This is a genomic window from Streptomyces sp. NPDC051976 (genome assembly GCF_040680795.1).
Classification (GTDB): Bacteria; Actinomycetota; Actinomycetes; order Streptomycetales; family Streptomycetaceae; genus Actinacidiphila.
In genome coordinates, this window is sequence record NZ_JBFAXL010000021.1 from 1 (window position 1) to 25,780 (window position 25,780).

Consider the following 25,780-nt stretch of genomic DNA (forward strand, 5'->3'; position numbering starts at 1 on the left):
CTGCACGTCACCACCGGCCCCAGTGGGGCAGACGCGTTGCTTTCGGACCACCGGCCCGGTGGGGGCTGAGCGCGCAGTTCCCCGCGCCCCTAACGGGGCACGTCCGGTGCCTGGCCCTCGGCAAGCGCAGCGCGCTTCCCCGCGCCCCTGACGGGGCGAGGCCCTCCGGGGGGGCGTCCGGGGGGTTGACCCCGGTGGGGTGGGGGCCTAGCGTCATGTGCGCGTCATATATGAGATCTGAGATCTCAGGGGCAGAGCCGAGTCAGGAGCGAGCCGTGTCGCAGCCGTACGAGAGCCGTCGAAGGTCGCACCCGGGTGCGCTGCTGTCCCGTACCGAAGCCGTGCTGGAAGCAATCAAGCACGACATCCTGACCGGCGAACTCACGCCGGGCCAGGCGCTGGTGGAGGCGGAGCTGGCGGAACGCTTCGGGGTCAGCAAGACGCCGGTGCGGGAGGCGCTGAAGACGCTGGCGGGGTCGGGCCTGGTGGTGATGAGCCGGTACCGGGGGGCGTCGGTGCGGGAAGTGGACCGCAGCCACGCGCGCAGCGTGTACGACCTGCGGCTGCTGCTCGAACCGGTCGCCGCCGCCCGGACGGTGGCCGTCGGGTGGCGGTGGGACCGGGCCCGGGAGGCGCTCGACATCGCCGACCGGGCCGCGGACACCGCCGAACGCTCGCTGGCCAACCGCGACTTCCACCGCGCGCTCTACGCGGGCTGCGGCAACCCCCTGCTGGTCAGGTCGCTCGACGAACTGCGCGACCAGACCGCGCTGGTGTCCAGCGTGGCCTGGGCGCGGCAGCCCTCCTGGAAGGAGGAGGCCCGCGAGCACTACGCCATCCTGCGGGCCGCCGAGGAGGGCGCCGCCGACCGGGTGCGCGAACTGCTCGCCGCCCACATCGGCGGCTTCGTGGCCCGCAACTTCCCCGAGAACGCCGCCCCCTGAGCAGGAATGAGGGTCATGACGCCGGATTCGCTCGCCCCGCCGCACTCCCTGGAAGGGCTGCGCGCCCGCCTGTCCACGGCGGTCGCCATCCCCGTGACGCCGTTCGAGGAGAGCGGCGCGGTGGACTGGGACAACCACGCCGCCCTCGTCGCCCGCCTGGTGGGGCACGGGGTGGAGGTGGTCACCGCCAACGGCAACACCGGCGAGTTCTACACCCTCACGGCCGCCGAGGCCCGCCGCGCCGTCGAGTCGACGCTGCGCGCGGTGGACGGCGCCGCCGAGGTGATGGCCGGGGTGGGCCTCGACATCGAGAGCGCGGTCACCGGCGCCCGGCACGCCCGGGAGGCGGGCGCGGGCTCGCTGATGGTGCATCAGCCGGTGCACCCGTACCGCTCGGCCGAGGGCTGGATCGCGTACCACCGGGCCATCGCCGACGCCGTCCCCGAACTCGGCGTCGTCCTCTATGTCCGCGACCCGCAGATCGACGGCGCGCAGATCCGTGAACTCGCCGCGCACAGCCCCAATGTGATCGGTGTGAAGTACGCGGTCCCCGACCCGGTGCGGTTCGCCTGCGTGGCCAGGGACGCGGGCCTGCACCGCTTCGCGTGGCTGGCGGGACTGGCCGAGCTCTCCGCCCCCGGCTACTGGGCGGTGGGCGCCACCGGCTTCACCTCGGGACTGGTCAATGTGGTGCCCCGGCTGTCCGCCGCGCTCCTGGCGGCCCTGCGCGCCGGGGACTTCGCGCGGGCGATGCGGGTGTGGGAGACGGTACGGCCCTTCGAGGAGCTGCGGGCGGCCGACTCCTCCGCCGACAACGTCAGCGTGGTCAAGGAGGCACTCGCCCAACTCGGCCTGGCCGGACGGACGGTACGACCCCCCTCGCGCGTACTGCCGGACCCGGTACGCACCCGCATATCCGAACTGATCGCCCGGTGGACCGCCGAGGGCTGGCTGTGAACGCCACCGGCGAACCCGGCGGCGGACGCGCCCCGCTGCGCAGCGCCGCGTGGTTCGGGGAGGGGGAGACCGGCGGCCGGCTACGGGCGTTCAGCCACCGCTCGCGGATGCGCCAGCTCGGGTACCTCCCCGAGGAGCACCTGGGAAAGCCCGTCATCGCGATCCTCAACACCTGGTCCGACGTCAACCCCTGCCATATGCATCTGCGCGAACGCGCCGAGCAGGTCAAGCGGGGTGTGTGGCAGGCGGGCGGCTTCCCGCTGGAGTTCCCGGTGGCGACCCTGTCGGAGACCTTCCAGAAGCCGACGCCGATGCTCTACCGCAATCTGCTGGCCATGGAGGCGGAGGAGCTGCTGCGCTCCTACCCGGTGGACGGCGCCGTGCTGATGGGGGGCTGCGACAAGACCGTGCCCGCGCTGCTCATGGGCGCCGCGAGCGCCGGGCTGCCCGCCCTCGTCGTACCGGCGGGGCCCATGCTGCGCGGCCACTACCGCGGCCGCACCCTCGGCAGCGGCACCGATCTGTGGGCGTACTGGGACGAGTACCGGGCCGGGCGGCTCGACGCGTGCGCGATGTCGGAGGTGGAGTCGGGGCTGGCGCGTTCGCCCGGCCACTGCATGACCATGGGCACCGCGTCCACCATGACCGCCGCCGCCGAGGCGCTGGGCATGGCGCTGCCCGGCGCGTCCGCGATCCCGGCCGTCGACTCCGCGCACCACCGGATGGCCGCCGCCTCCGGCGCCCGCGCGGTGGCGCTGGTGCACGAGGGGCTGACGCCCGCGACCGTGCTGACCCGGGCGGCCTTCGAGGACGCCGCGGCGACCGTGCTGGCGCTCGGCGGCTCCACCAACGCGCTGATCCACCTGATCGCGATGGCGGGCCGGGCCGGCGTCCCCCTGACGCTGGAGGACTTCGACGCCCTCGGCCGCCGGGTGCCCGTGCTGGCCGACGTCCGGCCGGTCGGCGCCTTCCTGATGGAGGACTTCTACTACGCCGGCGGTCTGCCCGCCCTGCTGGCCCGGCTCGCCGAGGTGCCCGGCGCGCTGCACCCGGACCGGCCCACGGTCAGCGGCGAACCCTTCGGCACGTACTACGCGGGCGCCCGGGACGACGACCTGCCGGACGCCGGGGACGTACGCCCGCCGGTGATCAGGAGCGTGCGCGATCCGGTGGCCGCCGAGGGCGGCGTCGCCGTGCTCCGCGGCAACCTCGCCCCCGGCGGAGCGGTCATCAAGCATCTGGCCGCCGACCCGCGGCTGCTGGTGCACACCGGCCCCGCCGTCGTCTTCGACTCCTACCAGGATCTGCGGGCACGCGTCGACGACCCGGCGCTGGGCATCACCGAGGACACCGTCATGGTGCTGCGCGGCGCGGGCCCGCTCGGCGGCCCGGGCATGCCCGAGTACGGGATGCTGCCGATCCCCGGCTACCTGCTGGAGCGCGGGGTCAAGGACCTGGTCCGGATCTCCGACGCCCGGATGAGCGGCACCAGTTACGGCACCTGCGTGCTGCACGTGGCCCCCGAGTCGCACACCGGCGGCCCGCTGGCACTCGTACGCGACGGCGACCCGATCACCCTCGACGTCCCGCGCAGACTGCTCCGACTCGACGTCGACGAGGCCGAGTTGACCCGCCGCCGGGCCGAGTGGCGGGCGCCGGAGCCGCACTACGCACGCGGCTACGGCGCTCTGTACGCCGCGCATGTCACCCAGGCCGACGAGGGCTGCGACTTCGACTTCCTGGCCGCGCCGGGCCGCACCCCGGACCCCGACCCGCACTGACGCCCGCCCACCCCCACCCACCGACGCTCGCACATCCAGCACGACGCCGTACCCGTACCCGTATCCCCGCACGAGCAAGGACCGCGAACCACACGAACCCAGCGAAGGGCCTCCCCGCCATGCCTGCAGACAACGCCGTCACCGGCACGCTCACCGGCTCGCCCACCGGATCGCCCACCCGCTCGCGAAGAGACCTCACCCGACGCCGGGTGCTCGGCACGCTCGCCGCCGCGGGCGCCGCCGCGCCCGTGCTCACCGCCTGCGGCGCGCCCTCCAGCGGCGGTTCGGGCAAGGCTGCCCCGAGCAGCCTGGCCACCAAGCCGTCCAAGCCGGTGACGCTGAACATCCTCGACGTGGCGGGGAACCTCCAGCTCACCAAGCCGATCATCGACGCCTTCCGGGCCCAGCACCCCGACGTGGTCTCCCATGTGACCACCACGACCGGCACCGCCCCGGAACTCGCCCCGAAGGTGAAGGCGCAGGAGCAGGCGGGCAATGTGCAGATCCAGCTCGTGCTGACCGGCACCGACGGCCTGTCCGCGGGCATCAAGAACGGCCTCTGGTACGACCTCAAGCCGTACTACGACACCTTCCTGCCGGGGCTGATGGCCAACTACCAGCCCGCCGCCGCCTCGATGGCCGCGCTCGCCCAGGACCAGGGCGTCGAGCTGGTCTGGTACCCCTCGGGCCCGCTGCTGGAGTACGACCCGGCGAAGGTCACCACCGTCCCCACCTCGACGGACGCGCTGCTGGACTGGGCCAAGGCCCACCCGGGGAAGTTCCAGTACGCGCAGCCGCGCAACTCGGGCCCTGGCCGCACCCTGTTGATGGGGCTGCCGTACCTGCTCGGCGACTCCGACCCGCTGGACCCGGTCAACGGCTGGTCCAGGACGTGGGCGTATCTGACGGAGCTGAACAAGTACACGGCCGACTACCCGACGAAGACCTCCGCGGTCATGACGAACCTGGCGCAGGGCACCGTCCACCTCATCGCCAGCACCACCGGCTGGTACATCAACCCGCGGGCGCTGGGCACCGTACCGGCGTCGATGAAGGTCGCCAAGTTCGACAAGCTCACCTGGGTGAGCGACGCGCAGTTCGGCGTCATCCCCAAGGGCGTCTCCGACGACGAACTGATCGCCGCGCTCCGGCTGCTGGCCTTCATCCTCACCCCGGAACAGCAGGCCGTCACCTACGACCAGGGCTACTTCTACCCCGGCCCCGCGGTGAAGGACGTGCCGCTGAGCAAGGCGCCCGCCGCGTCGCAGAAGGCCGTGCGGCAGTACGGCGACCCGGACTTCGACGCGTGGATCTCCGGCAACCCGATCAGGAACTCGCTGCCCGCCACCGCGCAGGTCACCGCCTTCGACCTCTGGGACAAGAAGATCGGCTCGGCGAAGTGAGCGCGGTGACCGGCATGTCCGCGGACACCAGGCCCGGCCGCCCACCGGGCGGCTCCCGATCGGGTTCGCAGCTGGGGGAGTTGCGGCTGCGCGGGATCAGCCGCGCCTACGGGGCGCATCTCGCCCTGCACCCGCTCGATCTGACCGTCTCCGGCGGTGAGTTCGTCGCCCTGCTCGGCCCCTCGGGGTGCGGCAAGACCACCGCGCTCAACTGCCTGGCCGGTCTGCTGCCGCTGACCGCGGGCGAGATCGTGCTGGACGGCAGGCGGGTCGACACGCTGCCGCCCGAACGCCGCGGCTTCAGCATGGTGTTCCAGAACTACGCGCTCTTCCCGCATCTCACGGTCCGCGCCAACGTGGCGTTCGGGCTGCGGATGCACGGGGTCGGCAAGGCGGAGACCGTCCGCCGCGTCGACGAGGTGCTGCGGCTGGTGCAGCTCACCGAGCACGCCCGCAAGCACCCCGGCCAGCTCTCCGGCGGCCAGCAGCAGCGGGTCGCCATCGCCCGCGCGATCGTGCTGGAGCCGCCGCTGGTGCTGATGGACGAGCCGCTGTCCAATCTCGACGCGGCGCTGCGGCTGGAGATGCGCGGCGAGATCCGCCGTATCCACCAGGAGTTCGGGCTCACCACGATCTACGTCACGCACGACCAGGAGGAGGCGCTGTCGCTGGCCGACCGGCTCGTGGTGCTGCGGGCCGGGCGGGTCGGCCAGATCGGCACGCCCGCCGAGCTCTACGAGCACCCGGCCGACCCGCAGGTGGCCGCGTTCATGGGCTACCGCAATCTCTTCCCCCTGGACGTGGTCGCGGCGGACGCGCACGGCGCCGCGGCGGAGGGCCGCGGCTGGCGGCTGCGCGGCACGGTCGTCGGGGGCGCCGCCGCCGCAGGGGAGCGGGTCACCGTGGCCATCAGGCCCGAGGACGTGCGGATCGTGGCGGGCGACGAGCCGCCGGTGGTCCGCGCGGTGGCCGAGGTCGTCGAGTACCACGGCCGGACGCTGCATGTGGAGGCCGTCACGCCCGCCGGTGACCGCGTGCGCCTGGAGACCGGTCACCAGGTGCGGCCGGGCGACCGGCTGGACCTCGCCGTCGCCCCGGAGCGTGCCCTGTTCTTCCCCGGCGCGGCGGGCGAACCGGCGGACGGTGACGGCGACGGGACCGGCACCGAGGCCGTAGCCAAGGAGGTGACGTGATGGCCGCCGCACCCGCCGCACCCGCCGCCGTCGCGGCACCGGGCGGCGCCCCGCGGGCGGCGCTGCGCCACCGGCTCGCCGAGCGCGGCGTCGACCGCACCCTGCTGCTCGTCCTGCCCGGCGCGCTCGCCGTGGTCGCGCTCTTCTGCTACCCGTTCCTGTACGGGCTGCAGCTGTCCTTCCAGCCCGCCAAGGGCGGCGCGCTCGGCGCGTACCGGCAGTTCTTCTCCGACCCCTTCGCCCGCAAGTCGGTCTGGGCCACCTTCTCGCTGGCGGTCCCGGCCGCGGTGGTCAACGTCGGTGTCTCGGTGCCGATCTCGTACCGGATGCGGCGCGAGTTCCGCGGCAAGCGGCTGCTGCTGGCCCTGCTGGTGGTGCCGATCACGCTCGGCACCGTCCTCACCGCCGAGGGCATCCTGGAGTTCTACGGCCCCGCCGGGTGGTTCAACCGCACGCTGCACCTGCTCGGTCTGACCGCCTCGCCGATGAAGCTGACCATGAACTACACCGGCGTCCTGCTCTCCCTGCTGATCAGCGGCTTCCCCTTCGCGTTTCTGCTCACCCACTCCCACCTCTCCGGTATCCACCCCAGCCTGGAGAAGGCGGCCGCCACGCTCGGCGCGGGCTGGTGGCAGCGGTTCCGGCACATCACCTTCCCGCTGCTGCTGCCCGGCCTGATGACCACCTTCTGTCTCAGCTTCGTGATGGCCTTCGCCGTCTTCCCCTCGGCCCTGATGGTCGGCGACCCCAACGGCAGCACCCACGTGATCTCGATCGAGGCGTACCAGGCGGCGCTGGAGCGCTTCGACTACGCCCAGGGCTGCGCCGACGCGATGATCATGACCGCCCTGATGCTGGCCGTACTCGGCGCCGTCACCGCACTGCGCTCCCGGCTCTACCGCGGATCCACCGGAGGCAAGGGATGAGCACCGCCGTCACCCGGAACACGCGCGGCCCCCGCGAGGCCCGCGCCGCCCGTACCACCCGCCCGCTGGCCCTGCGGCCCGGCGCCTGGCTGACCTGGGCGGCGCTGGCCTTCTTCTTCGTCAACCTGCTGGGCGTCATCGGCACCGTCGTGCTCAACTCCCTCGGCCGCCGCTGGTTCGCCGGTTGGCTGCCCTCGGGATGGACCGGGCACTGGTACGGCGACGCCTGGCGGGAGTTCGGCCTCGGCACCGTGCTGTGGACGACCGTGGAGGTCAGCTTCCTCGTCGTCGTGCTGGCACTGGCGCTGGCCATCCCGGCCTCGTACGCCCTGGCCCGCCGGGACTTCCCCGGCAAGCGGCTGGTCATGCTGCTCTTCGTGCTGCCCATCCTGGTGCCGCCGATCGCCTACGGCATCCCGCTGGCCACCGTGCTCTACCGGTTCCACCTGGCGGGGTCGGTGACGGGGGTGGTGCTGGCGAATCTGGTGCCGTCGATCCCGTTCGTGGTCTTCACGATGACGCCGTTCATCGAGCAGATCGACCCCAGGATCGAGGCGGCGGCCCGGATGTGCGGTGCCGGCACCTGGACCGTCCTCACCCGGGTCCTGTCGCCCCTCCTGCTGCCCGGCATCCTCGCGGCCGGGATACTCGTCCTCGTCCGCACCTTCGGCATGTTCGAACTGACCTTCCTCACCGCGGGCCCGACCAGCCAGACCCTCATCGTGGCGCTCTTCTCCGCCGTCAACTCGGCCGGGATACGGCCCACCCAGTCGATAGACGCCATGGCCGTGCTCTACACGGGCGCCATGGCGGTGCTGCTGCTCGTGGCGCTGCGCTTCGTCAACCCGACGCAGCTCGTGGCGCGTTCACCCGAGTGAGGCGGCATGCCCCTCGCGGGGACGACCCCTTGGCCGGATCGGACATCACCAGTGAGGCAAGGGGGAAGACGGATGACATGAGTCACGCATTACGGCGCGCGATCACTTACCTGGCGAAACGGTTCGACCACCGGACCGAGCCGCCGCGGGCGACGGCGAGTCCCACGGTGCGGCTCACCCCGGCGGTCCGGCGGGAGCGGTACGCACTGGCGATCAGAGCCCGGTTCCAGATGATGCCCAAGGCCAACGAGTACCATCTCGCGGACTCCGTCCTCGCCGTACGCGACCATGAACTCGCCGCCCTGCGCTCCCAGGTGGCCCGCGCCCGCCGGGTCGCCGCCGAGATGCGCGACGGCCGCCCGCCCGACCACATCGCGGCGGTCTACGCCGACCGTCTCGATGCCGCGCTCGACGGCCCGTACCTCCCCGAGGACGGTTCCTGACAGCGTCTCAGTACCGGTACCGTACCGGAGTATTGATCGGACGAATAGCGGTGAAAACCTGCCTCCGTTCGTATTTCCCGGCCCATTTCCTTGACCTCGATGTCACAGACCTCGTACCTTTCCCGCGGATTCCCCCCATCGCAGGAGGACGACGCCCGTGCATCGCACCCCCCTCGTACCGTGCCTCGCGGCGCTCGCCCTGGCCGCGGGAGCGCTGGTCGCCGCCGTACCGGCGGACGCCGCGCCCAGCTCCCACGACGTGTACGTCGCGCCGAACGGCGACGACCACGCCGTCGGTGACGCCCACCACCCCGTCCGCACCCTGGAACACGCCAGAGACCTGGTGCGCGCGAGGGACCAGCACCTGAGCGTCGACCTGACGGTCCATCTGGCCGCGGGCACCTACCGGTTGTCCGCCCCGCTCACCCTCGACGCCCGCGACTCCGGCTCGCACGGCCACCGGGTGGTCTGGCAGGGCACCGGCACCACCGTGATCAGCGGCGGCAAGCAGGTCACCGGCTGGCACCAGGTCTCCGGCCACCCCGGTCTGTGGTCGGCGCCCGCGCCCCACGGACTCACCGACACACGGCAGTTGTACGTCGACGGGGTGCGCGCCGACCGCGCCGCGGGCCAGGTGCCGGTCACCCTCACCAGGACCGCCACCGGCTACACCGCCGCCAGCGCCACCCTCGCGAGCTGGCCCGACATCGCGGGCGCCGAGTTCGTCTACACCAGCGGCGAGGCGCTGTGGAACATCCAGCGCGACGGCCTCGGCCAGTGGACGCAGCCGCGCTGCGACATCGCCGGCGCGTCCGGCACCACCGTCACCATGGTCCAGCCGTGCTGGGACAACTCCAACAAGCGGGTGGAGTTCCCCGACATCCCCGGCCGCACCGTCAGCATGGTCGGCCCCGGCTCGCTCACCGACAACGGCCACCCCACCTACATGGAGAACGCCCGCGAACTCCTCGACACCCCCGGCGAGTGGTACCTCGACCGCGCCGCCCACACCGTCTACTACCAGCCCCGCAAGGGCGAGGACCTGCGGACGGCCGACGTGGAGGCGCCCGTCCTGCAGAAGCTGGTCGACGGGCGGGGGACGGCCGCCGCACCCGTCCACGACCTGGCCTTCCGGGGCCTGCGGTTCAGCTACGCCACCTGGCTGACGCCCTCCTCACCCGAGGGCTTCTCGGAGATCCAGGCCGGGTACACCATCTCCGGGTCCACCGGATACGCCACCGAGGGCCTGTGCGGGTTCATCTCCGGCGGCACCTGCCCGTTCGGTGCCTGGACCAAGGAGCCCGGCAACGTCTCGGTCGGATACGGCCACGACCTCGACTTCACCGACGACGTCTTCACCCACCTCGGCGCCGCCGGACTCGACCTCGGCGACGGCACCCAGAACGCCGCCGTGCGCGGCAGCGTCTTCACCGACATCTCCGGCAACGGCCTGGAGATCGGCGGCGTCGACAAGGCACTGCCCACCGACGACGCCGACGTCACCCGCGGCGTCCAGGTGACGGACAACCACCTCTACGGACTGCCACGGGAGTTCACCGGTGGCGTGGCGATCGTCAACGGCTACACCCAGCACGACACGATCGCCCACAACCAGATCGACCACGTCGGATACTCCGGCATCTCGCTCGGCTGGGGAGGCTGGCCCGACAAGATCGGCTCGCCCGCCACGCCCAACGACAGCCATGACAACACCGTCAGCGACAACCTCATCACCGACTACATGCAGGCCCTCGACGACGGCGGCGGGATCTACACCCAGGGCATCACCGGCACCTCGCTGACCGACGGCGAGCACGTCACCGGCAATGTCATCCACACCCAGTTCGGCCTGGGCAAGAGCGTCTACACCGACAACGGCTGCACCTACGAGACGGTCTCGGGCAACGTCCTGTACGGCGCCTCGTACGCCAACGTCGCCAGCCGCCACACCGACTACCGCGACGCCCTCGGCAACAACGACCCGACGATGGTGTCCGGCAACTGGTGGGAGCAGGGCGACCTGGACGGCGACAGCAAGGGCCTGGTCACCCAGGGCAACCACATCATCGGCTCGCCCTCCGACGCCCCCGCCGACGTCCTCGCCGCGGCGGGCCTCGAACCGGCCTACCGCCACCTGCTCGGCGAGCACTTCGCCGCGGTCTCCGTCCCGGCCGCCCCCACCCGCGTCGGCACCGCGACCGCGACGACCGGCTCGCTCGTGGTCACCTTCAACCCGTCGTACGCGGACGGCGGTTCACCCGTCCTCGACTACCAGGCCACGGCCGTCGACAGCGCGGGCCGCACCGCCGCGACCACGACCGCCACCGCCGCCGACTTCGCCCGCACGGCCGTCCTGCGGCTCGGCGGACTCACCGACGGCACCCCGTACACGGTCACTGTGACCGCGCGCAACGCCCACGGGGTGAGCGCGCCCGCGCTGCCGTCGGTCCCGCTCGCCCCCCGGGCCGGCACCGCGCTCCCGGGCGCGCCCACCGGCCTGAAGCTGCACGCCCAGCCCACCGCGGCCACCCTCAGCTGGACCCCGCCCACCGCCACGGGCGACTCCCCGGTGACCGGCTACCGCGTCACCCTCACCACCGCGACGGGCTCCCGCACCCTCGACGTCTCCGGCCGCGACGCCCTGGTCACCCAGCAGTCGGCCAAGGCGATGTTCCGCGTCCTGTCCGCCCTCACCCCCGCCACCGCCTACACCGTCACCGTCACGGCCCTCACCCCGCTGGGCGCGGGCCCCGCGGCCACGCTCACGGCCAGCACCCCCGCACAGCCATGACGCACCGCCGGGGGCGGCCCGTACACGTGGTGTGTGTACGGGCCGCCCCCGGCGGCTGTGGGGGGTGGGGCCGGGAGACGGGTCGTTCACCAGCCGACGGCGATCTCCATCCACTGCGGGTTCTGGTAGGAGACGTAGGCGGCCTGGCCGGCCACGTCGTCGTACGGGAAGCCGTAGGCGAGGTGGTTGATCGCGTGGTCGTGCCAGAACTTGGCGTACCAGTTCGCCGGGTCGCCCGAGTAGAACTTCGTCGGGTCCTGCTGCTGGGCCGCCGGGAGGGTGGCGGTGTGGCGGTTGAGCGCCGCGCACATGGTCGGGTTGCCGGCGAGCGAGCCGGCGCAGCCGAAGATGTTCGAGGTGGGCTCGTTGACGCCGACCGAGTTGGCGTACGCGGTGAAGTAGTCGGCGTTGGCGCCACCGGCCCGGAAGCTCGGGTCGCTGCCCGGCGCGATGATCCGGTACGGCGCCTGCGTCTGGGCGAGCACCTTGAACTGCTGCGGCACGGCCGCCTGGAACTGCGCGAAGGTGGCGTCCCTGCTCTGGTTGAACAGGTCCTGGCTGTCACCCACCTGCACATCGGTGCCGTCGTGGGTGTGCAGCCGCATCGCCAGCGGCAGCCCCCACGCGTCGACGCGGGTGGTGTTGCCGTTGAAGACGTTCGGGCCGATGGTGAACTCGATGAAGTCGTAGTACTGGCTGGTCGGCGAGCCGAGGTAGAAGTACATCCGGCCCGAGGAGTTGGCGGGCATGTCGAAGTACGGCTGGTCCGCGATGGAGTGCACCTGGCCGTTGAAGCTCCAGTAGACCTGGCTGTCCGGGTACTGGCCGTTGGTCCGGTTGAGGATCTTGAACTCCATCACGTTGTGCGCCGCCGGGATGGTGCTGGTGTCGCCCCAGAAGGAGTCGTCCGGCGGGGTGGTCGGCGGCGTCGTGGGGGTGGAGCCGCCGGTGGTGTGGACGGTGAACTCCCACAGCGAGTAGCCGTAGGCGGTGGCGCGCGCGGTGCCGTTCATCCGCAGGTAGCGGCCGGTGCCGTTGACGTTGAGCGTCTGCACACCGCCGGTCCCGGTGGTGGTGGAGTAGATCGTGGTCCAGCCGCCGGTGCCGGTGTCGGAGACCTGGATCTGGAACGCCGTGGCGTACGCGGCCTCCCAGTTGAGCACGACCTGGCAGACGGTCTGCGACGCGCCCAGGTCCACCTGGAGCCACTGCGGGTCACTGAAGGCGCTGGACCAGCGGGTGCCGGTGTTGCCGTCGACGGCGGCCGAGGCGCCGGTCGCGGCGTTCTCGGCGGAGGAGGCGGTCGCGGGGCGGTTCAGTGCCGCGTTGCCCGTACCGCAGTCGGTGGGCGGGGTGGTGGAGCCGCCGGCGCCGTAGACCTGGAACTCCCACAGCGAGTAGCCCCACTGGGTGGCGCGTACCGTCCCGGACATCCGCACATAGCGGCCGGAACCGTTTACGGCGAGCGTCTGCACGCCGCCTGTGCCGGTCGTCGTGGAGTAGACGTCCGTCCATGTGGTGCCGTTGTCGGAGGTCTGGATCTTGAAGGACTTGGCGTACGCCGTCTCCCAGTTGAGGATCACCTGGCTGATCGACTGGGAGGTGCCCAGGTCGACCTGGAGCCACTGGGGGTCGGAGGCGGCGCTGGACCAGCGGGTGCCGGTGTCGCCGTCGAAGGCGGCGGACGCGGGGGTGCCCGCGTTCTCCGTGGAGGAGGCGGTCGCGGGCTTGCCCTGCGAGAGCAGCGTGCCCGCCGCCCTGGCCGGGGACTGCGTGGCGACGAGGGCGAGTCCCGCCAGCAGTGCCGCGAGCATCGTGAAGATCAGGATCGGCCGACGGCCGCCGCGCCACGGCCGTTGGCGCACCGACAGGGAAGTGCTGCCTGGCATGTCGTTCTCCTCAAGCGGGTGGGGGTCCGTGATGGAGGCCGGGACTCTCTTGAGAGCGCTCTCCCAGCGAGCTGATGTTTACAAGGCCCGTACACCGGCGTCAATGAGTTGTTCAATAATCGCCGATTGCCCGGTTCCCCGATTTCGAGACTCGAACGGTCAACTCCCAGCTCACAACGGAGGAGCGGCCCCGTACACGCCATCCATGTACGGGACCGCCCCAGCTTCTCGATCACCCGGGTCCCGGGGTGATCCGGTTCGGACGCCTCGTCACATACCGCCTCAGCCCAGCGACTTGAGGTGGTCGCGCAACCCGATCCCGTATGCCGTCGGTGTCCCGTCATATGCCGAGATCAGGGACGGGCCGGACGAGCAGTCCCAGGTGTTCCAGGTCCAGCCCAGATACGACAGTTGGTGCGCGTCCAGCCAGTTCATGAACTGGTCGACGAACCCGTGCGAGCAGGTGTTCTCGCCCATCTCGCCGGCGACCAGCGGCACCTTGGCCGCGACCGGGGCGAGCTGGGAGTCCCAGCAGGACGAGGAGGCGCAGGTGTTGAAGTTGTAGACATGGACGGCCGCGGCGAGATTGCCGGTCGGGTCGGTGGGGGCGTGCGCGAGCCAGCCGGTGAGGTCGTTGGAGTAGGCGAGGCCGCCGAGCATCACCACGTTCCGCGCGCCGGTGCCGCGGACCGCGTCGAGCAGCGTCTGCATCCCCGCGACCTGGTAGCCGATCCCCGGGCAGGTGCCGCCGTCCCGCCAGCAGGTCCACGCCTGCTCGGTGGTGGACGTCGCCCGGTCCGGGTAGGGCTCGTTGAAGAGGTCGAAGACGACCGCCGGGTTGGCCTTGAAGGCGTTGGCGACCCCGGTCCAGAACGGCACCGCGTACTGCGCGTCGGGCATCGGCTTCTGGCAGGTGGCGTTGACATCCGAGCAGCCCGCCGAGTTGCCGGTGTAGGTGCCGTGCGTCCAGTGCAGCTCCACGATCGGCGTGATGCCGTGCGCCACCAGGCGGTTGACCCAGCCGGTGATCGCCGCGATGTAGTTGGCGCCCGCGTCCTCGGCCGGGACGTAGCTCAGCCCCTCCCAGCAGTCCTCGTTCAGCGGCACCCGGACGGCCGTGACGTGCCAGCTCTTGATGGCGTCGATGGCCGCGTCGTCCACCGGCCCGTCGAAGATGCCGCGCCCCTGGGCGCACATGAACTCGGTGCCGGAGCGGTTCACGCCGTGCAGCACGACGTTCTGGCCGCTCGCGTCCACCAGCCGGTTGCCGGAGACATGGAGCTGGGGCGGGGTGTCGCCGCCGGTGGGCGGCGTGGTCGGCGGGGTCGTGGGCGGCGTGGTGGGGGGAGTCGTGGGCGGGGTCGTCGGGGGAGTGGTGGGAGGTGTGGTCGGCGGCGTCGTCGGCGGTGTGGTGCCGTCGACGTTGCAGGTGGTGCCGTTGAGCTTGAAGGACGTCGGGGCGGGGTTGGCGCCCGACCAGTTGGCGAGGAATCCGGCGCTGACCGTGGAGCCGGTGGGGATCGCGCCGTTGTAGGACATCGAGGCGGCCGTCACCGCCTTGCCGGACTGTGTCCAGGTGCCGTTCCAGCCCTGGGTGACCTTCTGGGTGCCGGGGAAGTCGAAGGTGAGGGTCCAACTGGTCGTGGGGGCCGCGTTGTTGGTGATCACGACGTTGCCCTGGAAGCCGGTGTCCCACTGGTTCGTCACCGAGTAGGCCACCGCGCAGGCCGGAGCGGCCCCGGACGCGGTGGCGCCCAGCGTCGGCAGCAGTGCCGCCGCGGCCGCCGCGGTGGTGACGGCGGCGATGGCGAAGGCCGCGGTGCGCGTGGGTCGTCGCATGTGCGACTCCTCATGGGTGGGGGGATCGAGAGGTGGACGCGCTCCCACTGGTTCGCCCGAGACCCTAGCGGCAAGTGGCCCCTGAGGGTAGAGGTGTCGACCCGTCAGTTGTCGACTTCTGTAGCGACTTTGCTGTCCCATGGCGATGAGTAGGCGTTCTGCTTCACCTCTTGACAGTACGCGCGCAGCGGCTTGATGGTGGGAGCGCTCCCACTGGTTCAGATCTCACATCCCCCCACCGGAACCGCGAGGAGGGCCTCTCGTATGCCCAGAGGAAGACCGAGGATCAGGAAGAAGATGCGCCGGCTGGTGACGGCGCTGGCCGCCGCGCTCGCCCTGCCGCTCGCGCTCACCGCGGCGGGCGGCGGCTCCGTCGCCCACGCGGCCACCCTGCAGTGCAGCGTCGACTACTCCACCAACGACTGGGGTTCGGGCTTCACCGCCAACGCCAAGATCACCAACCGCGGCACCGACACCATCAACGGCTGGACGCTCACCTACAGCTACGCGGGCAACCAGAAGCTGCAGAGCGGCTGGAACGGCACCTGGTCGCAGTCCGGCCAGAACGTCACCGTGGTCGCGGCCGACTACAACAAGACCATCGCCGCCAACGGCAATGTCACCACCAGCGCCAACTTCAACTACAGCGGCACCAACACCGCGCCGACCAACTTCGCCGTGAACGGCACGGTCTGCGCGGGCGCCCACCAGCCGCCGCTCGCGGTGCTGACCAGCCCGACGGCCGGTCAGACCTTCACCGCGGGGGCGACCGTACCGCTGGCCGCCACCGCCGCCGCGGCGGACGGCGCCACCGTCACCAAGGTCGAGTTCTACAGCGACACCACCCTGCTGGGGACCGACACCTCCGCGCCGTACTCCTTCGACTGGGCCGCGGTCGCCGCCGGTGACTACTCGGTCTACGCCAAGGTCACCGACAGCCTCGGCGCCACCGGCGAGTCACCGCCGGTCGGTGTGCACGTGGCCGCCGGGCCCTCGATCCTCGCCTCGCCGACCCAGGTGTCGGTGCAGCAGGGCAAGACCGGCACCTTCGCGGTGAAGCTGTCCAGCGCTCCGGCCGCCAGTGTGACGGTGACGGTGGCGCGCACCGCGGGGAACACCTCGCTGTCGGTGTCCTCGGGCGCGAGCCTGACCTTCACCCCGTCCAACTGGAGCACGGCGCAGACCGTCACCCTCGCCGCCGCGGCCACCGGCACCGGCGCCGCGACCTTCTCGGCGACCGCGACCGGTTATCTCAAGGCGGACGTCACGGCCACCGAGATCGCCGGGACGAGCACGTACGACGCCCGCTTCCTGTCGCTCTACGGCAAGATCACCGACCCGGCGAACGGCTACTTCTCGGCCCAGGGCATCCCCTACCACTCGGTGGAGACCCTGATCGTGGAGGCGCCGGACTACGGGCACGAGACCACCTCGGAGGCGTACTCGTACCTGATCTGGCTGCAGGCGATGTACGGGCGGATCACCCAGGACTGGACGAAGTTCAACGCGGCCTGGAAGACCATGGAAACGTACATGATCCCCACCACCGCCGATCAGCCCACGAACAGCTTCTACGACCCGAACAAGCCCGCCACGTACGCACCGGAGCACCCGCTGCCGTCCGACTACCCGTCCCAGCTCGACACCAGCGTCTCGGTCGGCGTCGACCCGATCGCGAACGAGCTGAAGACGGCGTACGGCACCTCGGACATCTACGGCATGCACTGGCTGGAGGACGTCGACAACATCTACGGCTACGGTGACACCCCCGGCGGCGGCTGCGAGACGGGGCCGAGCGCGGCGGGGCCGTCGTACATCAACACCTTCCAGCGCGGCGCGCAGGAGTCGGTGTGGGAGACCGTGCCGCAGCCGACCTGCGACAAGTTCGCCTACGGCGGCAAGAACGGCTACCTGGACCTCTTCGTCGGGGACCAGTCGTACGCCAAGCAGTGGAAGTACACCGACGCGCCGGACGCCGACGCGCGGGCGATCCAGGCCGCCTACTGGGCGGACACCTGGGCCAAGGCGCAGGGCAAGGGCGCCGATGTGGCGGCCACCGTCGCCAAGGCCGGGAAGATGGGCGACTACCTGCGGTACTCGTTCTTCGACAAGTACTTCAAGAAGATCGGCAACTGCACCAGCGCGACCTCCTGCCCGGCGGGCACCGGCAAGGACAGCGAGCACTACCTGCTGTCCTGGTACTACGCCTGGGGCGGCGCGACCGACACCTCCGCGGGCTGGTCCTGGCGGATCGGCGACGGCGCCGCGCACTTCGGCTACCAGAACCCGATGGCCGCCTACGCGCTGACCACCGACGCGTCGATGGCCCCCAAGTCGGCCACCGGCAAGACGGACTGGACCAAGAGCCTCGGCCGCCAACTGGAGTTCTACCGCTGGCTGCAGTCCAACGAGGGAGCCATCGCGGGCGGCGCCACCAACAGCTGGGACGGCTCCTACGGGACCCCGCCGGCCGGTACGCCGACCTTCTACGGGATGGCGTACGACCCCGCGCCCGTCTACCACGACCCGCCGTCGAACCAGTGGTTCGGCATGCAGGCGTGGTCGATGGAGCGGGTCGCGGAGTACTACGACCAGACCGGTGACGCCTCGGCCAAGGCCATCCTCGACAAGTGGGTGTCCTGGGCGATCTCGCAGACCCAGATCAACGCCGACGGGACGTACCTCATCCCGTCCGACCTGAGCTGGAGCGGCGCCCCCGACACCTGGAACGCCGCCTCGCCGGGCGCCAACGCGGGCCTGCACGTGACGGTCACCGCCCGGGGCAACGACGTCGGCGTCACCGCCGCCTTCGCCAAGACCCTGTCCTACTACGCCGCCAAGTCCGGCAACGCGGCCGCGAAGACCACGGCCAAGGCGCTGCTCGACGGCATGTGGAACAACGACCAGGACGCGCTCGGCATCGCCGTCCCGGAGACCCGTACCGACTACTCCCGCTTCTCGGACCCGGTCTACGTGCCCTCCACCTTCAGCGGCACCATGCCGAACGGCGACAAGATCAACTCCAGCTCGACCTTCCTGTCGCTCCGCTCCTTCTACAAGTCCGACCCCAGCTACGCCAAGATCCAGTCCTACCTCAACGGAGGCGCCGCACCGACCTTCACCTACCACCGCTTCTGGGCCCAGGCGGACATCGCGCTGGCGATGGGCTCGTACTCCCAGCTCTTCGGGGAGTGACCGCCGGGAGGAGACCCCGGGGGACCTGACACCCCCCGGGCGCCCCACCGCAGGCCCGGCCGCACCCGCGGCCGGGCCTGTCAGCCGTGCGCGCCGGGGTGGAGGCGGGCGCCGAGGCGGGCGGCCTGGCGGGTGAGGTGGTCGCGCTCGGCGGGGGTGGGCGCGGCGGCCGCCGCCTCGGCGTACAGCCGGGCCGCGGCGGGCAGGTCGCCGTCGCGCTCGTGCAGATACGCCGCCACCGCCGTACGGCGCGGCAGCGAGTCGTCCAGGGCGGCCAGCGCGGCCAGTCCCGCGCGGGGGCCGTCGGCCTCGCCCACGGCCACGGCGCGGTTGAGCCGGACCACAGGGCTGTCGGTGAGGCGGGCCAGCTCGTCGTACCACTCCACGATCTGCGGCCAGTCCGTCTCCTCGGCGGTGGGCGCGTCGGCGTGCAGCGCGGCGACCGCGGCCTGGGCCTGGAACTCGCCCAGCCGGTCGCGGGCGAGCGCCGCCTGGAGGATGCCGACCCCCTCGGCGATCATGCCGGTGTCCCACCGGGCGCGGTCCTGCTCGGCGAGCGGCACCAGGCCGCCGTCGGGCGCGGTGCGGGTGGCGCGGCGGGCGTGGTGGAGCAGCATCAGGGCGAGCAGCCCGGCGACCTCGGGGTGGTCGATCACGGCCGCGAGCTGCCGGGTGAGCCGGATCGCCTCGGCGGCCAGGTCGACATCGCCGGAGTAGCCCTCGTTGAAGACCAGGTAGAGCACCCGCAGCACGGTGGCGACATCGCCGGGCCGGTCGAGCCGCACACCCGAGACGGTGCGCTTGGCGCGGCTGATCCGCTGCGCCATGGTGGCCTCGGGCACCAGATACGCCCGGGCGATCTGCCGGGTGGTCAGCCCGCCGACGGCGCGCAGGGTGAGCGCGACCGCGGACGGCGGCGTCAGCGACGGGTGGGCGCACAGGAAGTAGAGCCACAGTGTGTCGTCCCGCGCGGACACCGGCCCCGGCTCGGGCTCCTCGTCCATGAGGCCCTCCCGCCGGCGCCGGGCGGCGTCCGACCGGGCCGCGTCCAGGAACCGGTGCCAGGCCGCCGTGACCAGCCAGCCCTTCGGGTCCCGCGGCGGGTCGTCGGGCCAGACGGTGAGCGCCTTGACCAGCGCCTCCTGCACGGCGTCCTCGGCGGCGGCGAAGTCGGCGCCGCGGCGCACGAGAGCGGCGAGCACGCCCGGCGTGAGGCTCCGCAGCAGGGCCTCGTCCATCGGCGCGGTCACCCCGTGGCGGTGAGCTGCCCGGCCAGGAACGGGCGCAGCTCCAGCCACTCGTGGATCGGCTTCCCGCCCGCGCCCGGGGCGGCCGACAGCTCCGCGGCCAGCTCCAGCGCCCGCTCGTAGCTGTCGACGTCGATCACCATCCAGCCGGCGATGAGGTCCTTGGTCTCGGCGAACGGCCCGTCGGTGACCGGCGGGCGGCCCTCGCCGTCGTACCGCACGAAGGTGCCGCCGGGGGCGAGCGCCGCGTGGCCGACGAGCTCGCCGGTCCCTTCGAGCCGGGTGGCGAAGTCGCGCATGTACTGGACGTGGGCCGCGACCTCCTCCGGCGTCCACTCGTCCATCGGCGCGTCGTTGACCGCCGCCGGGGCGCCTCGGTAGTGCTTGAGCAGCAGGTACTTGGCCATCGTGTCCTCTCCTCGGCGCACGGACGACACAAAGAGGCCGCCCTACCGTGGATACGGTACGACGGCCTCTCACAAGGGTGAGTGACGGGACTTGAACCCGCGACCACCTGGACCACAACCAGGTGCTCTACCAACTGAGCTACACCCACCATGATCGGCGCTTTCGGCGCCGACCTGAAGAAGTGTACAGGGTGCGGGGGCGTGCTCGCTCCAGCCTTTTCCGGGGCGCCGCGGCGCCCCGTGGCGCGGCTATTGCGCCGGCAGGACGTGCTTGGCGGCGATGGCGCGGGCGGTGTCGGTGTCGGGCCCCGGCTGGGGCACGAACACGGCCTCGCGGTAGTAGCGCAGCTCGGCGATGGACTCGCGGATGTCGGCGAGGGCGCGGTGGTTGCCGTTCTTCTCGGGACTGTTGAAGTAGGCCCGGGGGTACCAGCGGCGGGCCAGTTCCTTGATCGAGGAGACGTCGACGATGCGGTAGTGCAGGTGCTGCTCCAGGGCCGCCATGTCGCGGGCCAGGAAGCCGCGGTCGGTCGAGACGGAGTTGCCGCACAGCGGGGCCTTGCGGGGCTCGACTACGTGCTCGCGCACGTAGTCGAGCACGAGCTTCTCCGCCTCGCCCAGGGTGACGCCTCCGGGCAGCTCCTCGAGCAGCCCGGAGGCGGTGTGCATCTCGCGGACGATGTCGGGCATGGTGGCCAGCGCCTCGTCCGGCGGCCGGATGACGATGTCCACCCCCTCGCCGAGCACGTTCAGCTCCGAGTCGGTGACGAGCGCGGCCACCTCGATCAGGGCGTCGTGGGCCAGCGACAGCCCGGTCATCTCGCAGTCGATCCACACCATCCGGTCGTTCATGCGTCTCACCCTACGGGGCGATCCCGTGGGCCGGGGAGTGCGGCGCCCAGTCCGCGGGGGGCGCGGAACCGTCCCCGCGGCGGTCCGTCGGCCGCGTCCGCCCTGCCCGGCTGCTCCGGCACCCGGGGCCCGGCGCTGTAGGCGTCCGGGTCGCCCTTGCCCGGTGCCGCCAGGATCTGCGGTACGGGGCCGCGGCGGGGCGGCGGCAGGTCGGGGGTGGGCGGGGTGCGGTCCGGCTCGTCCTGCGGCCTGCGGGCCCGGTAGGCGGCCCGGTAGGAGCCGAGCTGCCGCCGGAAGTGCCCGCGCAGCGCCACCGGCGAGCGGAAGCCGCAGCGGCCCGCGACCTCGTCGACGGAGTAGTCGGACGTCTCCAGCAGCCGCTGCGCCTGGAGCACCCGCTGGGTGATCAGCCACTGCAGCGGAGCGCTCCCGGTGAGCGACCTGAACCGCCGGTCGAAGGTGCGGCGGCTCATGTAGGCGCGCGCGGCCAGCGCCTCCACGTCGAACTGCTCGTGGAGGTGCTCCAGCGCCCAGGCGACGACCTCGGCGAGCGGGTCGGCGCCGATCTCCTCAGGTAAAGACCTGTCCATGTGCCGCTGGCCGGTCTGCCAGTCCGCCCGCCGGGGCGGCACGACCAGCCGCCGGGCCAGCGCCGCCGCGGCCTCGCCGCCGTGGTCGGTGCGGACCACGTGCAGGCACAGGTCGATCCCGGCGGCCGTACCGGCGGAGGTGAGCACGTCCCCGTCGTCCACGAACAGCTCCCTCGGGTCCACGTGTACGGAGGGGTACCGCTTCGCGAGCGTGGGCGCGTACATCCAGTGCGTGGTGGCCGGGCGGCCGTCCAGCAGCCCGGCCGCGGCCAGTACGAAGGCGCCGGTGCACAGGCCGATGATCCTGGCGCCCTCCTCGTGGGCCCGGCGGATCGCCTCAAGCGCCTCGGGAGGCGGTGCCTGGGAGATCGAGCGCCAGGTGGGCACGACCACCGTCCCGGCGCGGGAGAGCGCCTCCAGGCCGTACGGAGCGGTCAGCTCCAGGCCGCCGGTGGTCCGCAGCGGCCCGTCCTCGCCCGCGCAGACCAGCAGCCGGTAGCGGGGCACACCCGCGTCCTGGCGGTCTATGCCGAAGACGGAGAGCGGTATGGAGCTCTCGAAGATCGGGCCCCCGCTGAACAACAGCACCGCGACGACTTCCGGTCGGCGTCGCGCGGAGAGTTTACGAATGGCGCGAGGCGATGCCGATGGTGCTTGCGACGGACTGTCCGTCACCGTACCGGAACTGGACTCCTGGCTCATGGAGCTCAAGCCCCCCTCGAATCGACGCGTCGTCCCCTCGGTCCTGCACGTTTTCCCCCGTCAGGCCACCCATGATCAAATCTACTGTGTCAGGTGGGGCGTTAGTGACAACTTCACCATCTGACGCTAAGTCGACAAGACAACGTGGCGTAAAGCATTCGATCACGAAGCGTTTCACTCGCCGCGCCCGCTGGGAAGTACGCCTCCCGTCACTCGGGCCACGAAACACCCCTCGCGCGTCATCCGGCATCGTAGAACCGCAGGTGGCAGGGGTGTTAATGAAGCAGGGGCCGAATCAGCGCACAGGGGTGGGAAGTTGGCTGAAAAACATCGCTCGGGGAGGGGCTGCGCGTAAAAGGCGCGGGGTCGTGCGCGGGTCGTCCGGCCGGGCGGCGCGGGGCGTGCGCCCCACCTGCGCGCCGGAGATTTTCCGGACGCGCCCCTGACGGTCACCGGACACGCCCCGGACGTGCGGCGAAGGTTCGGCTGAGATTCGCCCCGCACCCGCCGGACCTGCCCCTGACGTGTCTCGGACATCCCGCTGGGGTCTCTCCGGCGGGTGCTCCGGGTGCGCCCCCGCGGTGCGCCGGTGCGCCGCGCCGTGCCGCCGGTTGGCGAGATGGCGTTGCGCTCTTGCCCTCGCTCCGGCATTCTTCCGGAAACTCCGGGTACGTGAGGCTCGGGAACGACGGCACGCCTGTGCAGTCGGTCCCCACCGCCGTACTCTGGAGTCAGTGGGACGGGAAGTGGCGAACCGGCCGAAAGCGGCTGGTCCAGGACCCGGCCCGCGCGCACCGTCCTTGTCCGCCGCTCGGCGCGTCAGCGCCGCCCTCGCCGAGAATTCGCATCATGGCCGGTCATGACTTTCCCGAGCCCGCCGACGGCAGGCCGCTCGCCGAGTCGGCGGAGTTGCCCGAAGCCGCTCCCGCGCTGCGGCACGCCTGCGATCCTGCCTTCCGGCACGGCGTCGTGGTGGGCTTCGACGGCTCCGTGTCCAGCGAGCGCGCGCTCTCGTACGCCGTGGGCATGGCCCGCAGGACGCACTCCGCGCTGATCATCGTGCATGTCGCCAACCGGCTCCCGGCGACGGTCTGGGCGGGCTGCGAGCCACCGGTCTTCGTGGACGTCCCCGACCACCGCACCGAGGTCCTCGGCCTCGAACTGGCCTGCGCCGACCACCTCGCCGAGATCTCCTGGGTGCTGGTGGAGCGCGGCGGCGACATCTGCCACGAGCTGGAGGAGGTCGGCCGCGAGTACGAGGCGGACGCCATCGTGGTGGGCGGCACGCACGGCCTGGTGGGGCGGATCTTCGGCTCGGTCGCCGGCCGCCTGGCGCGCCGCGCCCAGCGCCCCGTGGTGGTCATCCCCTGACCCGGGCCTCCCCGGTCACGTACGAGAAAGCCCCCGCCGTGACGGCGGGGGCTTTCGTACGTCCGTGGGCGTGTTTTTGGTACGCCGGGTGACCGGTCGGCTACTCGACGGTCACGGACTTCGCCAGGTTGCGCGGCTTGTCGATGTCCCGGCCCAGCGCCAGCGCCGTGTGGTAGGCGAAGAGCTGCAGCGGGATGCCCATCAGGATCGGGTCGAGCTCGTTCTCGTTCTTCGGCACCACGATGGTGTGGTCCGCCTTCTCCTGCACCTGGTGCGCGACGGCGAGGATGCGGCCGCTGCGGGCCTTGATCTCCTCCAGCGCGGCGCGGTTCTTCTCCAGCAGGTCGTCGTCCGGCACGATCGCGACCGTCGGCATCGACGGGTCGATCAGCGCCAGCGGGCCGTGCTTCAGCTCCGAGGCCGGGTACGCCTCCGCGTGGATGTACGAGACCTCCTTGAGCTTCAGCGACGCCTCGCGGGCCACGGGGTAGCCGCGTACCCGCCCGATGAAGAGCATCGACTTCGCGTCCGCGTAGTCCTGCGCCAGCTTCTTGATCTCCGGCTCGGTCCGCAGGATCTCGTCGATCTGGCCGGGCAGCCTGCGCAGCCCCTCGATGATCCGCTTGCCGTCGGCCACCGACAGGTCGCGGATCCGGCCCAGGTGCAGTGCCAGCAGCGCGAAGGCGACCACCGTGTTGGTGAAGCACTTGGTGGAGACGACACAGACCTCGGGGCCGGCGTGCACATAGGTGCCGCCGGTGGCCTCGCGGGCGATCGCGGAGCCCACCACGTTCACCACGCCCAGCACCCGGGCGCCCTTGCGCTTCAGCTCCTGGACGGCGGCCAGCACGTCATAGGTCTCACCGGACTGCGAGACCGCCACGTACAGGGTGTCGGGGTCGACCACCGGGTTGCGGTAGCGGAACTCGGAGGCCGGCTCGGCGTCCGCGGGGATACGGGCCAGCTCCTCGATCAGCCCGGCGCCGATCTGGCCCGCGTGGTAGCTGGTGCCGCAGCCGAGGATCTTGATCCGGCGCACCCGGCGGGCCTCGCCGGGCTCCAGGTTCAGGCCGCCCAGGTGCACGGTGGAGAACCGGTCGTCGATCCGGCCGCGCAGCACCCGGTCCACGGCCTCGGCCTGCTCCGAGATCTCCTTGTGCATGTACGTGTCGTGGCCGCCCATGTCGTACGACTCGGCCTCCCACTCCACGGTGGTCGGCGTGGCCGTCGTCAGCGAGCCCTCGGTGGTGTACGTGCGGAAGTCGTCGGCCTTGATGGTGGCCATCTCGCCGTCCTCCAGGGTGACCACCTGGCGGGTGTGGGCGACCAGCGCGGCGACGTCGGAGGCGACGAACATCTCCTTCTCGCCGATGCCGAGCACGACCGGCGAGCCGTTGCGGGCCACCACGATGCGGTCGGAGAAGTCCTGGTGCAGCACGGCGATGCCGTAGGTGCCCTCGACCGAGCGGAGCGCCTCGCGGACCTTCTCCTCCAGGGTCTCCGCCTGGGCGCGGCCGATCAGGTGCGCCAGCACCTCGGTGTCGGTCTCGGAGAGGAACACGACGCCGTCCGCGGTGAGCTTGGCGCGCAGCTCCGAGGCGTTGTCGATGATCCCGTTGTGGACGACCGCGACCTTGCTGTCGCCGTCGAGGTGCGGGTGCGCGTTCTCGTCGCTCGGCGCGCCGTGGGTGGCCCAGCGGGTGTGCGCGATGCCGGTGGTGCCCGCGAAGCGCTTGGGGATACGGGCCTCCAGCTCACGCACCCGGCCCTTGGCCTTCACGGTCCTCAGCTCGCCGGACTTGCCGGTGATGACGACGCCCGCGGAGTCGTAACCCCGGTACTCCAGCCGCTGCAGCCCCTCCAGCAGCAGCGGTGCCACGTCGCGCTTGCCGATGTATCCGACGATTCCGCACATATGGTCTTCCCTCGTCCCTCTGTCCGTCCTGTGTTCCGGGTGTGCCCGGACCCCCTGCCCTGACGGGAGGTCCTCAGCCGTAGACGATCCGGCGGAGCTGGCGCTGCGAGAGCGCGGGCGGGGCCACCGCCCGGTGGGGCAGCTCCTCGCTGATCCGCACGAAGATGTCCGCGTTGACCAGGCCCTTGGCCTGGAGCTCGCGGTGTCTGCGGCGGACGAACTCCTCGGTCGTCTCGTCGAAGTACGCCAGGACGTCCAGGACCACCCGGTTCGCCTCGCCGCGCTGCAGCGGCGTGGTGCGGACCAGGTGGTCGATCAGGTCTTCGGAGGACGTCCGGCGTTCGAGCACCCGACGATACTGGTGTGATCATCTGGTGTTTGCAACAATCCTGCCCGATTTCGGGCAGGAAGAGCGTCCATGGGGGTGAAAACCCGTAGAGGACACGCCGTTCGGGTG

At 71.6% G+C, this 25,780-nt stretch carries 19 protein-coding genes and 1 tRNA gene; 11 read left to right on the forward strand and 9 right to left on the reverse strand.

Features of this window, described 5'->3' with window-relative positions; all coding sequences use genetic code 11:
- The first annotated feature begins 275 nt into the window (after nt 1–275).
- The 9 genes from AB0M29_RS21235 to AB0M29_RS21275 all read left to right on the forward strand — a co-directional run bounded on the left by AB0M29_RS21235 (nt 276) and on the right by AB0M29_RS21275 (nt 11,316).
- Nucleotides 276–944, forward strand: a complete 669-nt coding sequence (locus tag AB0M29_RS21235; protein WP_365384683.1) for a GntR family transcriptional regulator — start codon at nt 276–278, stop codon at nt 942–944.
- A gap of 15 nt (nt 945–959) precedes the next feature.
- Nucleotides 960–1,901: a dihydrodipicolinate synthase family protein gene (locus AB0M29_RS21240; RefSeq protein WP_365384685.1), complete on the forward strand. Its 942-nt coding sequence runs from the start codon at nt 960–962 to the stop codon at nt 1,899–1,901.
- Nucleotides 1,898–3,682, forward strand: coding sequence for an IlvD/Edd family dehydratase (locus AB0M29_RS21245; RefSeq protein WP_365384687.1), 1,785 nt, complete (start codon nt 1,898–1,900; stop codon nt 3,680–3,682). Before AB0M29_RS21240 ends, AB0M29_RS21245 begins: the two co-directional genes overlap by 4 nt.
- Nucleotides 3,683–3,801: 119 nt before the next feature.
- Nucleotides 3,802–5,085, forward strand: a complete 1,284-nt coding sequence (locus tag AB0M29_RS21250) for an extracellular solute-binding protein (protein ID WP_365384689.1) — start codon at nt 3,802–3,804, stop codon at nt 5,083–5,085.
- Entirely contained in the window at nt 5,082–6,278 is a 1,197-nt protein-coding gene (locus tag AB0M29_RS21255; RefSeq protein WP_365384691.1) for an ABC transporter ATP-binding protein, read from the forward strand. The genes AB0M29_RS21250 and AB0M29_RS21255 overlap by 4 nt, the downstream gene beginning before the upstream one ends.
- The gene (locus AB0M29_RS21260) at nt 6,278–7,204 is read left to right on the forward strand and encodes a sugar ABC transporter permease (RefSeq protein ID WP_365384692.1); all 927 of its coding nucleotides are present in this window, start codon (nt 6,278–6,280) and stop codon (nt 7,202–7,204) included. Before AB0M29_RS21255 ends, AB0M29_RS21260 begins: the two co-directional genes overlap by 1 nt.
- The gene (locus tag AB0M29_RS21265; RefSeq protein ID WP_365384693.1) at nt 7,201–8,082 is read left to right on the forward strand and encodes an ABC transporter permease; all 882 of its coding nucleotides are present in this window, start codon (nt 7,201–7,203) and stop codon (nt 8,080–8,082) included. Before AB0M29_RS21260 ends, AB0M29_RS21265 begins: the two co-directional genes overlap by 4 nt.
- Nucleotides 8,083–8,159: 77 nt before the next feature.
- A complete protein-coding gene (locus tag AB0M29_RS21270; protein WP_365384695.1) occupies nt 8,160–8,525 on the forward strand; it encodes a hypothetical protein in 366 nt (121 codons plus the stop codon).
- A 157-nt stretch (nt 8,526–8,682) separates the two neighbouring features.
- The gene (locus AB0M29_RS21275) at nt 8,683–11,316 is read left to right on the forward strand and encodes a fibronectin type III domain-containing protein (RefSeq protein WP_365384696.1); all 2,634 of its coding nucleotides are present in this window, start codon (nt 8,683–8,685) and stop codon (nt 11,314–11,316) included.
- Nucleotides 11,317–11,402: 86 nt separating this feature from the next.
- On the opposite strand, the gene AB0M29_RS21280 is transcribed toward AB0M29_RS21275, so the two are convergent.
- Both AB0M29_RS21280 and AB0M29_RS21285 read right to left on the reverse strand, forming a co-directional pair.
- Complete coding sequence (locus AB0M29_RS21280) at nt 11,403–13,205, reverse strand: discoidin domain-containing protein (RefSeq protein ID WP_365384698.1); 1,803 nt, start codon at nt 13,203–13,205, stop codon at nt 11,403–11,405.
- Nucleotides 13,206–13,487: 282 nt separating this feature from the next.
- Nucleotides 13,488–15,044 (reverse strand): cellulose binding domain-containing protein, encoded by a 1,557-nt coding sequence (locus AB0M29_RS21285; RefSeq protein WP_365384700.1) that lies wholly within the window; start codon nt 15,042–15,044, stop codon nt 13,488–13,490.
- A 264-nt stretch (nt 15,045–15,308) separates the two neighbouring features.
- On the opposite strand from AB0M29_RS21285, the gene AB0M29_RS21290 reads away from it, so the two are divergent.
- The gene (locus tag AB0M29_RS21290; RefSeq protein WP_365384701.1) at nt 15,309–18,239 is read left to right on the forward strand and encodes a glycoside hydrolase family 48 protein; all 2,931 of its coding nucleotides are present in this window, start codon (nt 15,309–15,311) and stop codon (nt 18,237–18,239) included.
- Nucleotides 18,240–18,319: 80 nt separating this feature from the next.
- Here AB0M29_RS21290 and AB0M29_RS21295 read toward each other — a convergent pair whose 3' ends face one another.
- The 5 genes from AB0M29_RS21295 to AB0M29_RS21315 all read right to left on the reverse strand — a co-directional run bounded on the left by AB0M29_RS21295 (nt 18,320) and on the right by AB0M29_RS21315 (nt 22,037).
- Nucleotides 18,320–19,477 carry a DUF6596 domain-containing protein gene (locus AB0M29_RS21295; RefSeq protein ID WP_365384868.1) on the reverse strand — a complete coding sequence of 386 codons (1,158 nt, stop codon included), beginning with the start codon at nt 19,475–19,477 and terminating at the stop codon, nt 18,320–18,322.
- 8 nt (nt 19,478–19,485) lie between these two features.
- Nucleotides 19,486–19,893, reverse strand: a complete 408-nt coding sequence (locus AB0M29_RS21300) for a YciI family protein (protein ID WP_365384703.1) — start codon at nt 19,891–19,893, stop codon at nt 19,486–19,488.
- Nucleotides 19,894–19,969: 76 nt separating this feature from the next.
- A tRNA-His gene (locus AB0M29_RS21305) sits at nt 19,970–20,042 on the reverse strand.
- A 100-nt stretch (nt 20,043–20,142) separates the two neighbouring features.
- Nucleotides 20,143–20,745, reverse strand: coding sequence for an oligoribonuclease (orn, locus tag AB0M29_RS21310; protein WP_365384704.1), 603 nt, complete (start codon nt 20,743–20,745; stop codon nt 20,143–20,145).
- Nucleotides 20,746–20,750: 5 nt separating this feature from the next.
- Nucleotides 20,751–22,037 carry a helix-turn-helix domain-containing protein gene (locus AB0M29_RS21315; RefSeq protein ID WP_365384705.1) on the reverse strand — a complete coding sequence of 429 codons (1,287 nt, stop codon included), beginning with the start codon at nt 22,035–22,037 and terminating at the stop codon, nt 20,751–20,753.
- 849 nt (nt 22,038–22,886) lie between these two features.
- On the opposite strand from AB0M29_RS21315, the gene AB0M29_RS21320 reads away from it, so the two are divergent.
- Nucleotides 22,887–23,408: a universal stress protein gene (locus tag AB0M29_RS21320; RefSeq protein ID WP_365384707.1), complete on the forward strand. Its 522-nt coding sequence runs from the start codon at nt 22,887–22,889 to the stop codon at nt 23,406–23,408.
- Nucleotides 23,409–23,508: 100 nt separating this feature from the next.
- Here AB0M29_RS21320 and glmS read toward each other — a convergent pair whose 3' ends face one another.
- Together glmS and AB0M29_RS21330 are read right to left on the reverse strand one after the other, a co-directional pair.
- Nucleotides 23,509–25,323 (reverse strand): glutamine--fructose-6-phosphate transaminase (isomerizing), encoded by a 1,815-nt coding sequence (gene glmS / locus AB0M29_RS21325; RefSeq protein WP_365384709.1) that lies wholly within the window; start codon nt 25,321–25,323, stop codon nt 23,509–23,511.
- Nucleotides 25,324–25,396: 73 nt separating this feature from the next.
- The gene (locus tag AB0M29_RS21330; RefSeq protein ID WP_365384710.1) at nt 25,397–25,672 is read right to left on the reverse strand and encodes a hypothetical protein; all 276 of its coding nucleotides are present in this window, start codon (nt 25,670–25,672) and stop codon (nt 25,397–25,399) included.
- Nucleotides 25,673–25,780 lie beyond the last annotated feature (108 nt).

Excerpts from the sequence above, each read along its gene's own strand:
- AB0M29_RS21240 (WP_365384685.1), top strand. The coding sequence starts at position 960 with ATGACGCCGGATTCGCTCGCCCCGCCGCACTCCCTGGAAGGGCTGCGC.
- AB0M29_RS21250 (WP_365384689.1), top strand. The coding sequence starts at position 3,802 with ATGCCTGCAGACAACGCCGTCACCGGCACGCTCACCGGCTCGCCCACC.
- AB0M29_RS21260 (WP_365384692.1), top strand. The coding sequence starts at position 6,278 with ATGGCCGCCGCACCCGCCGCACCCGCCGCCGTCGCGGCACCGGGCGGC.
- AB0M29_RS21265 (WP_365384693.1), top strand. The coding sequence starts at position 7,201 with ATGAGCACCGCCGTCACCCGGAACACGCGCGGCCCCCGCGAGGCCCGC.
- AB0M29_RS21270 (WP_365384695.1), top strand. The coding sequence starts at position 8,160 with ATGAGTCACGCATTACGGCGCGCGATCACTTACCTGGCGAAACGGTTC.
- AB0M29_RS21280 (WP_365384698.1), bottom strand. The coding sequence starts at position 13,205 with ATGCCAGGCAGCACTTCCCTGTCGGTGCGCCAACGGCCGTGGCGCGGC.
- AB0M29_RS21285 (WP_365384700.1), bottom strand. The coding sequence starts at position 15,044 with ATGCGACGACCCACGCGCACCGCGGCCTTCGCCATCGCCGCCGTCACC.
- AB0M29_RS21290 (WP_365384701.1), top strand. The coding sequence starts at position 15,309 with ATGCCCAGAGGAAGACCGAGGATCAGGAAGAAGATGCGCCGGCTGGTG.
- AB0M29_RS21295 (WP_365384868.1), bottom strand. The coding sequence starts at position 19,477 with ATGGACGAGGCCCTGCTGCGGAGCCTCACGCCGGGCGTGCTCGCCGCT.
- AB0M29_RS21300 (WP_365384703.1), bottom strand. The coding sequence starts at position 19,893 with ATGGCCAAGTACCTGCTGCTCAAGCACTACCGAGGCGCCCCGGCGGCG.
- orn (WP_365384704.1), bottom strand. The coding sequence starts at position 20,745 with ATGAACGACCGGATGGTGTGGATCGACTGCGAGATGACCGGGCTGTCG.
- AB0M29_RS21315 (WP_365384705.1), bottom strand. The coding sequence starts at position 22,037 with ATGAGCCAGGAGTCCAGTTCCGGTACGGTGACGGACAGTCCGTCGCAA.
- AB0M29_RS21320 (WP_365384707.1), top strand. The coding sequence starts at position 22,887 with ATGGCCGGTCATGACTTTCCCGAGCCCGCCGACGGCAGGCCGCTCGCC.
- glmS (WP_365384709.1), bottom strand. The coding sequence starts at position 25,323 with ATGTGCGGAATCGTCGGATACATCGGCAAGCGCGACGTGGCACCGCTG.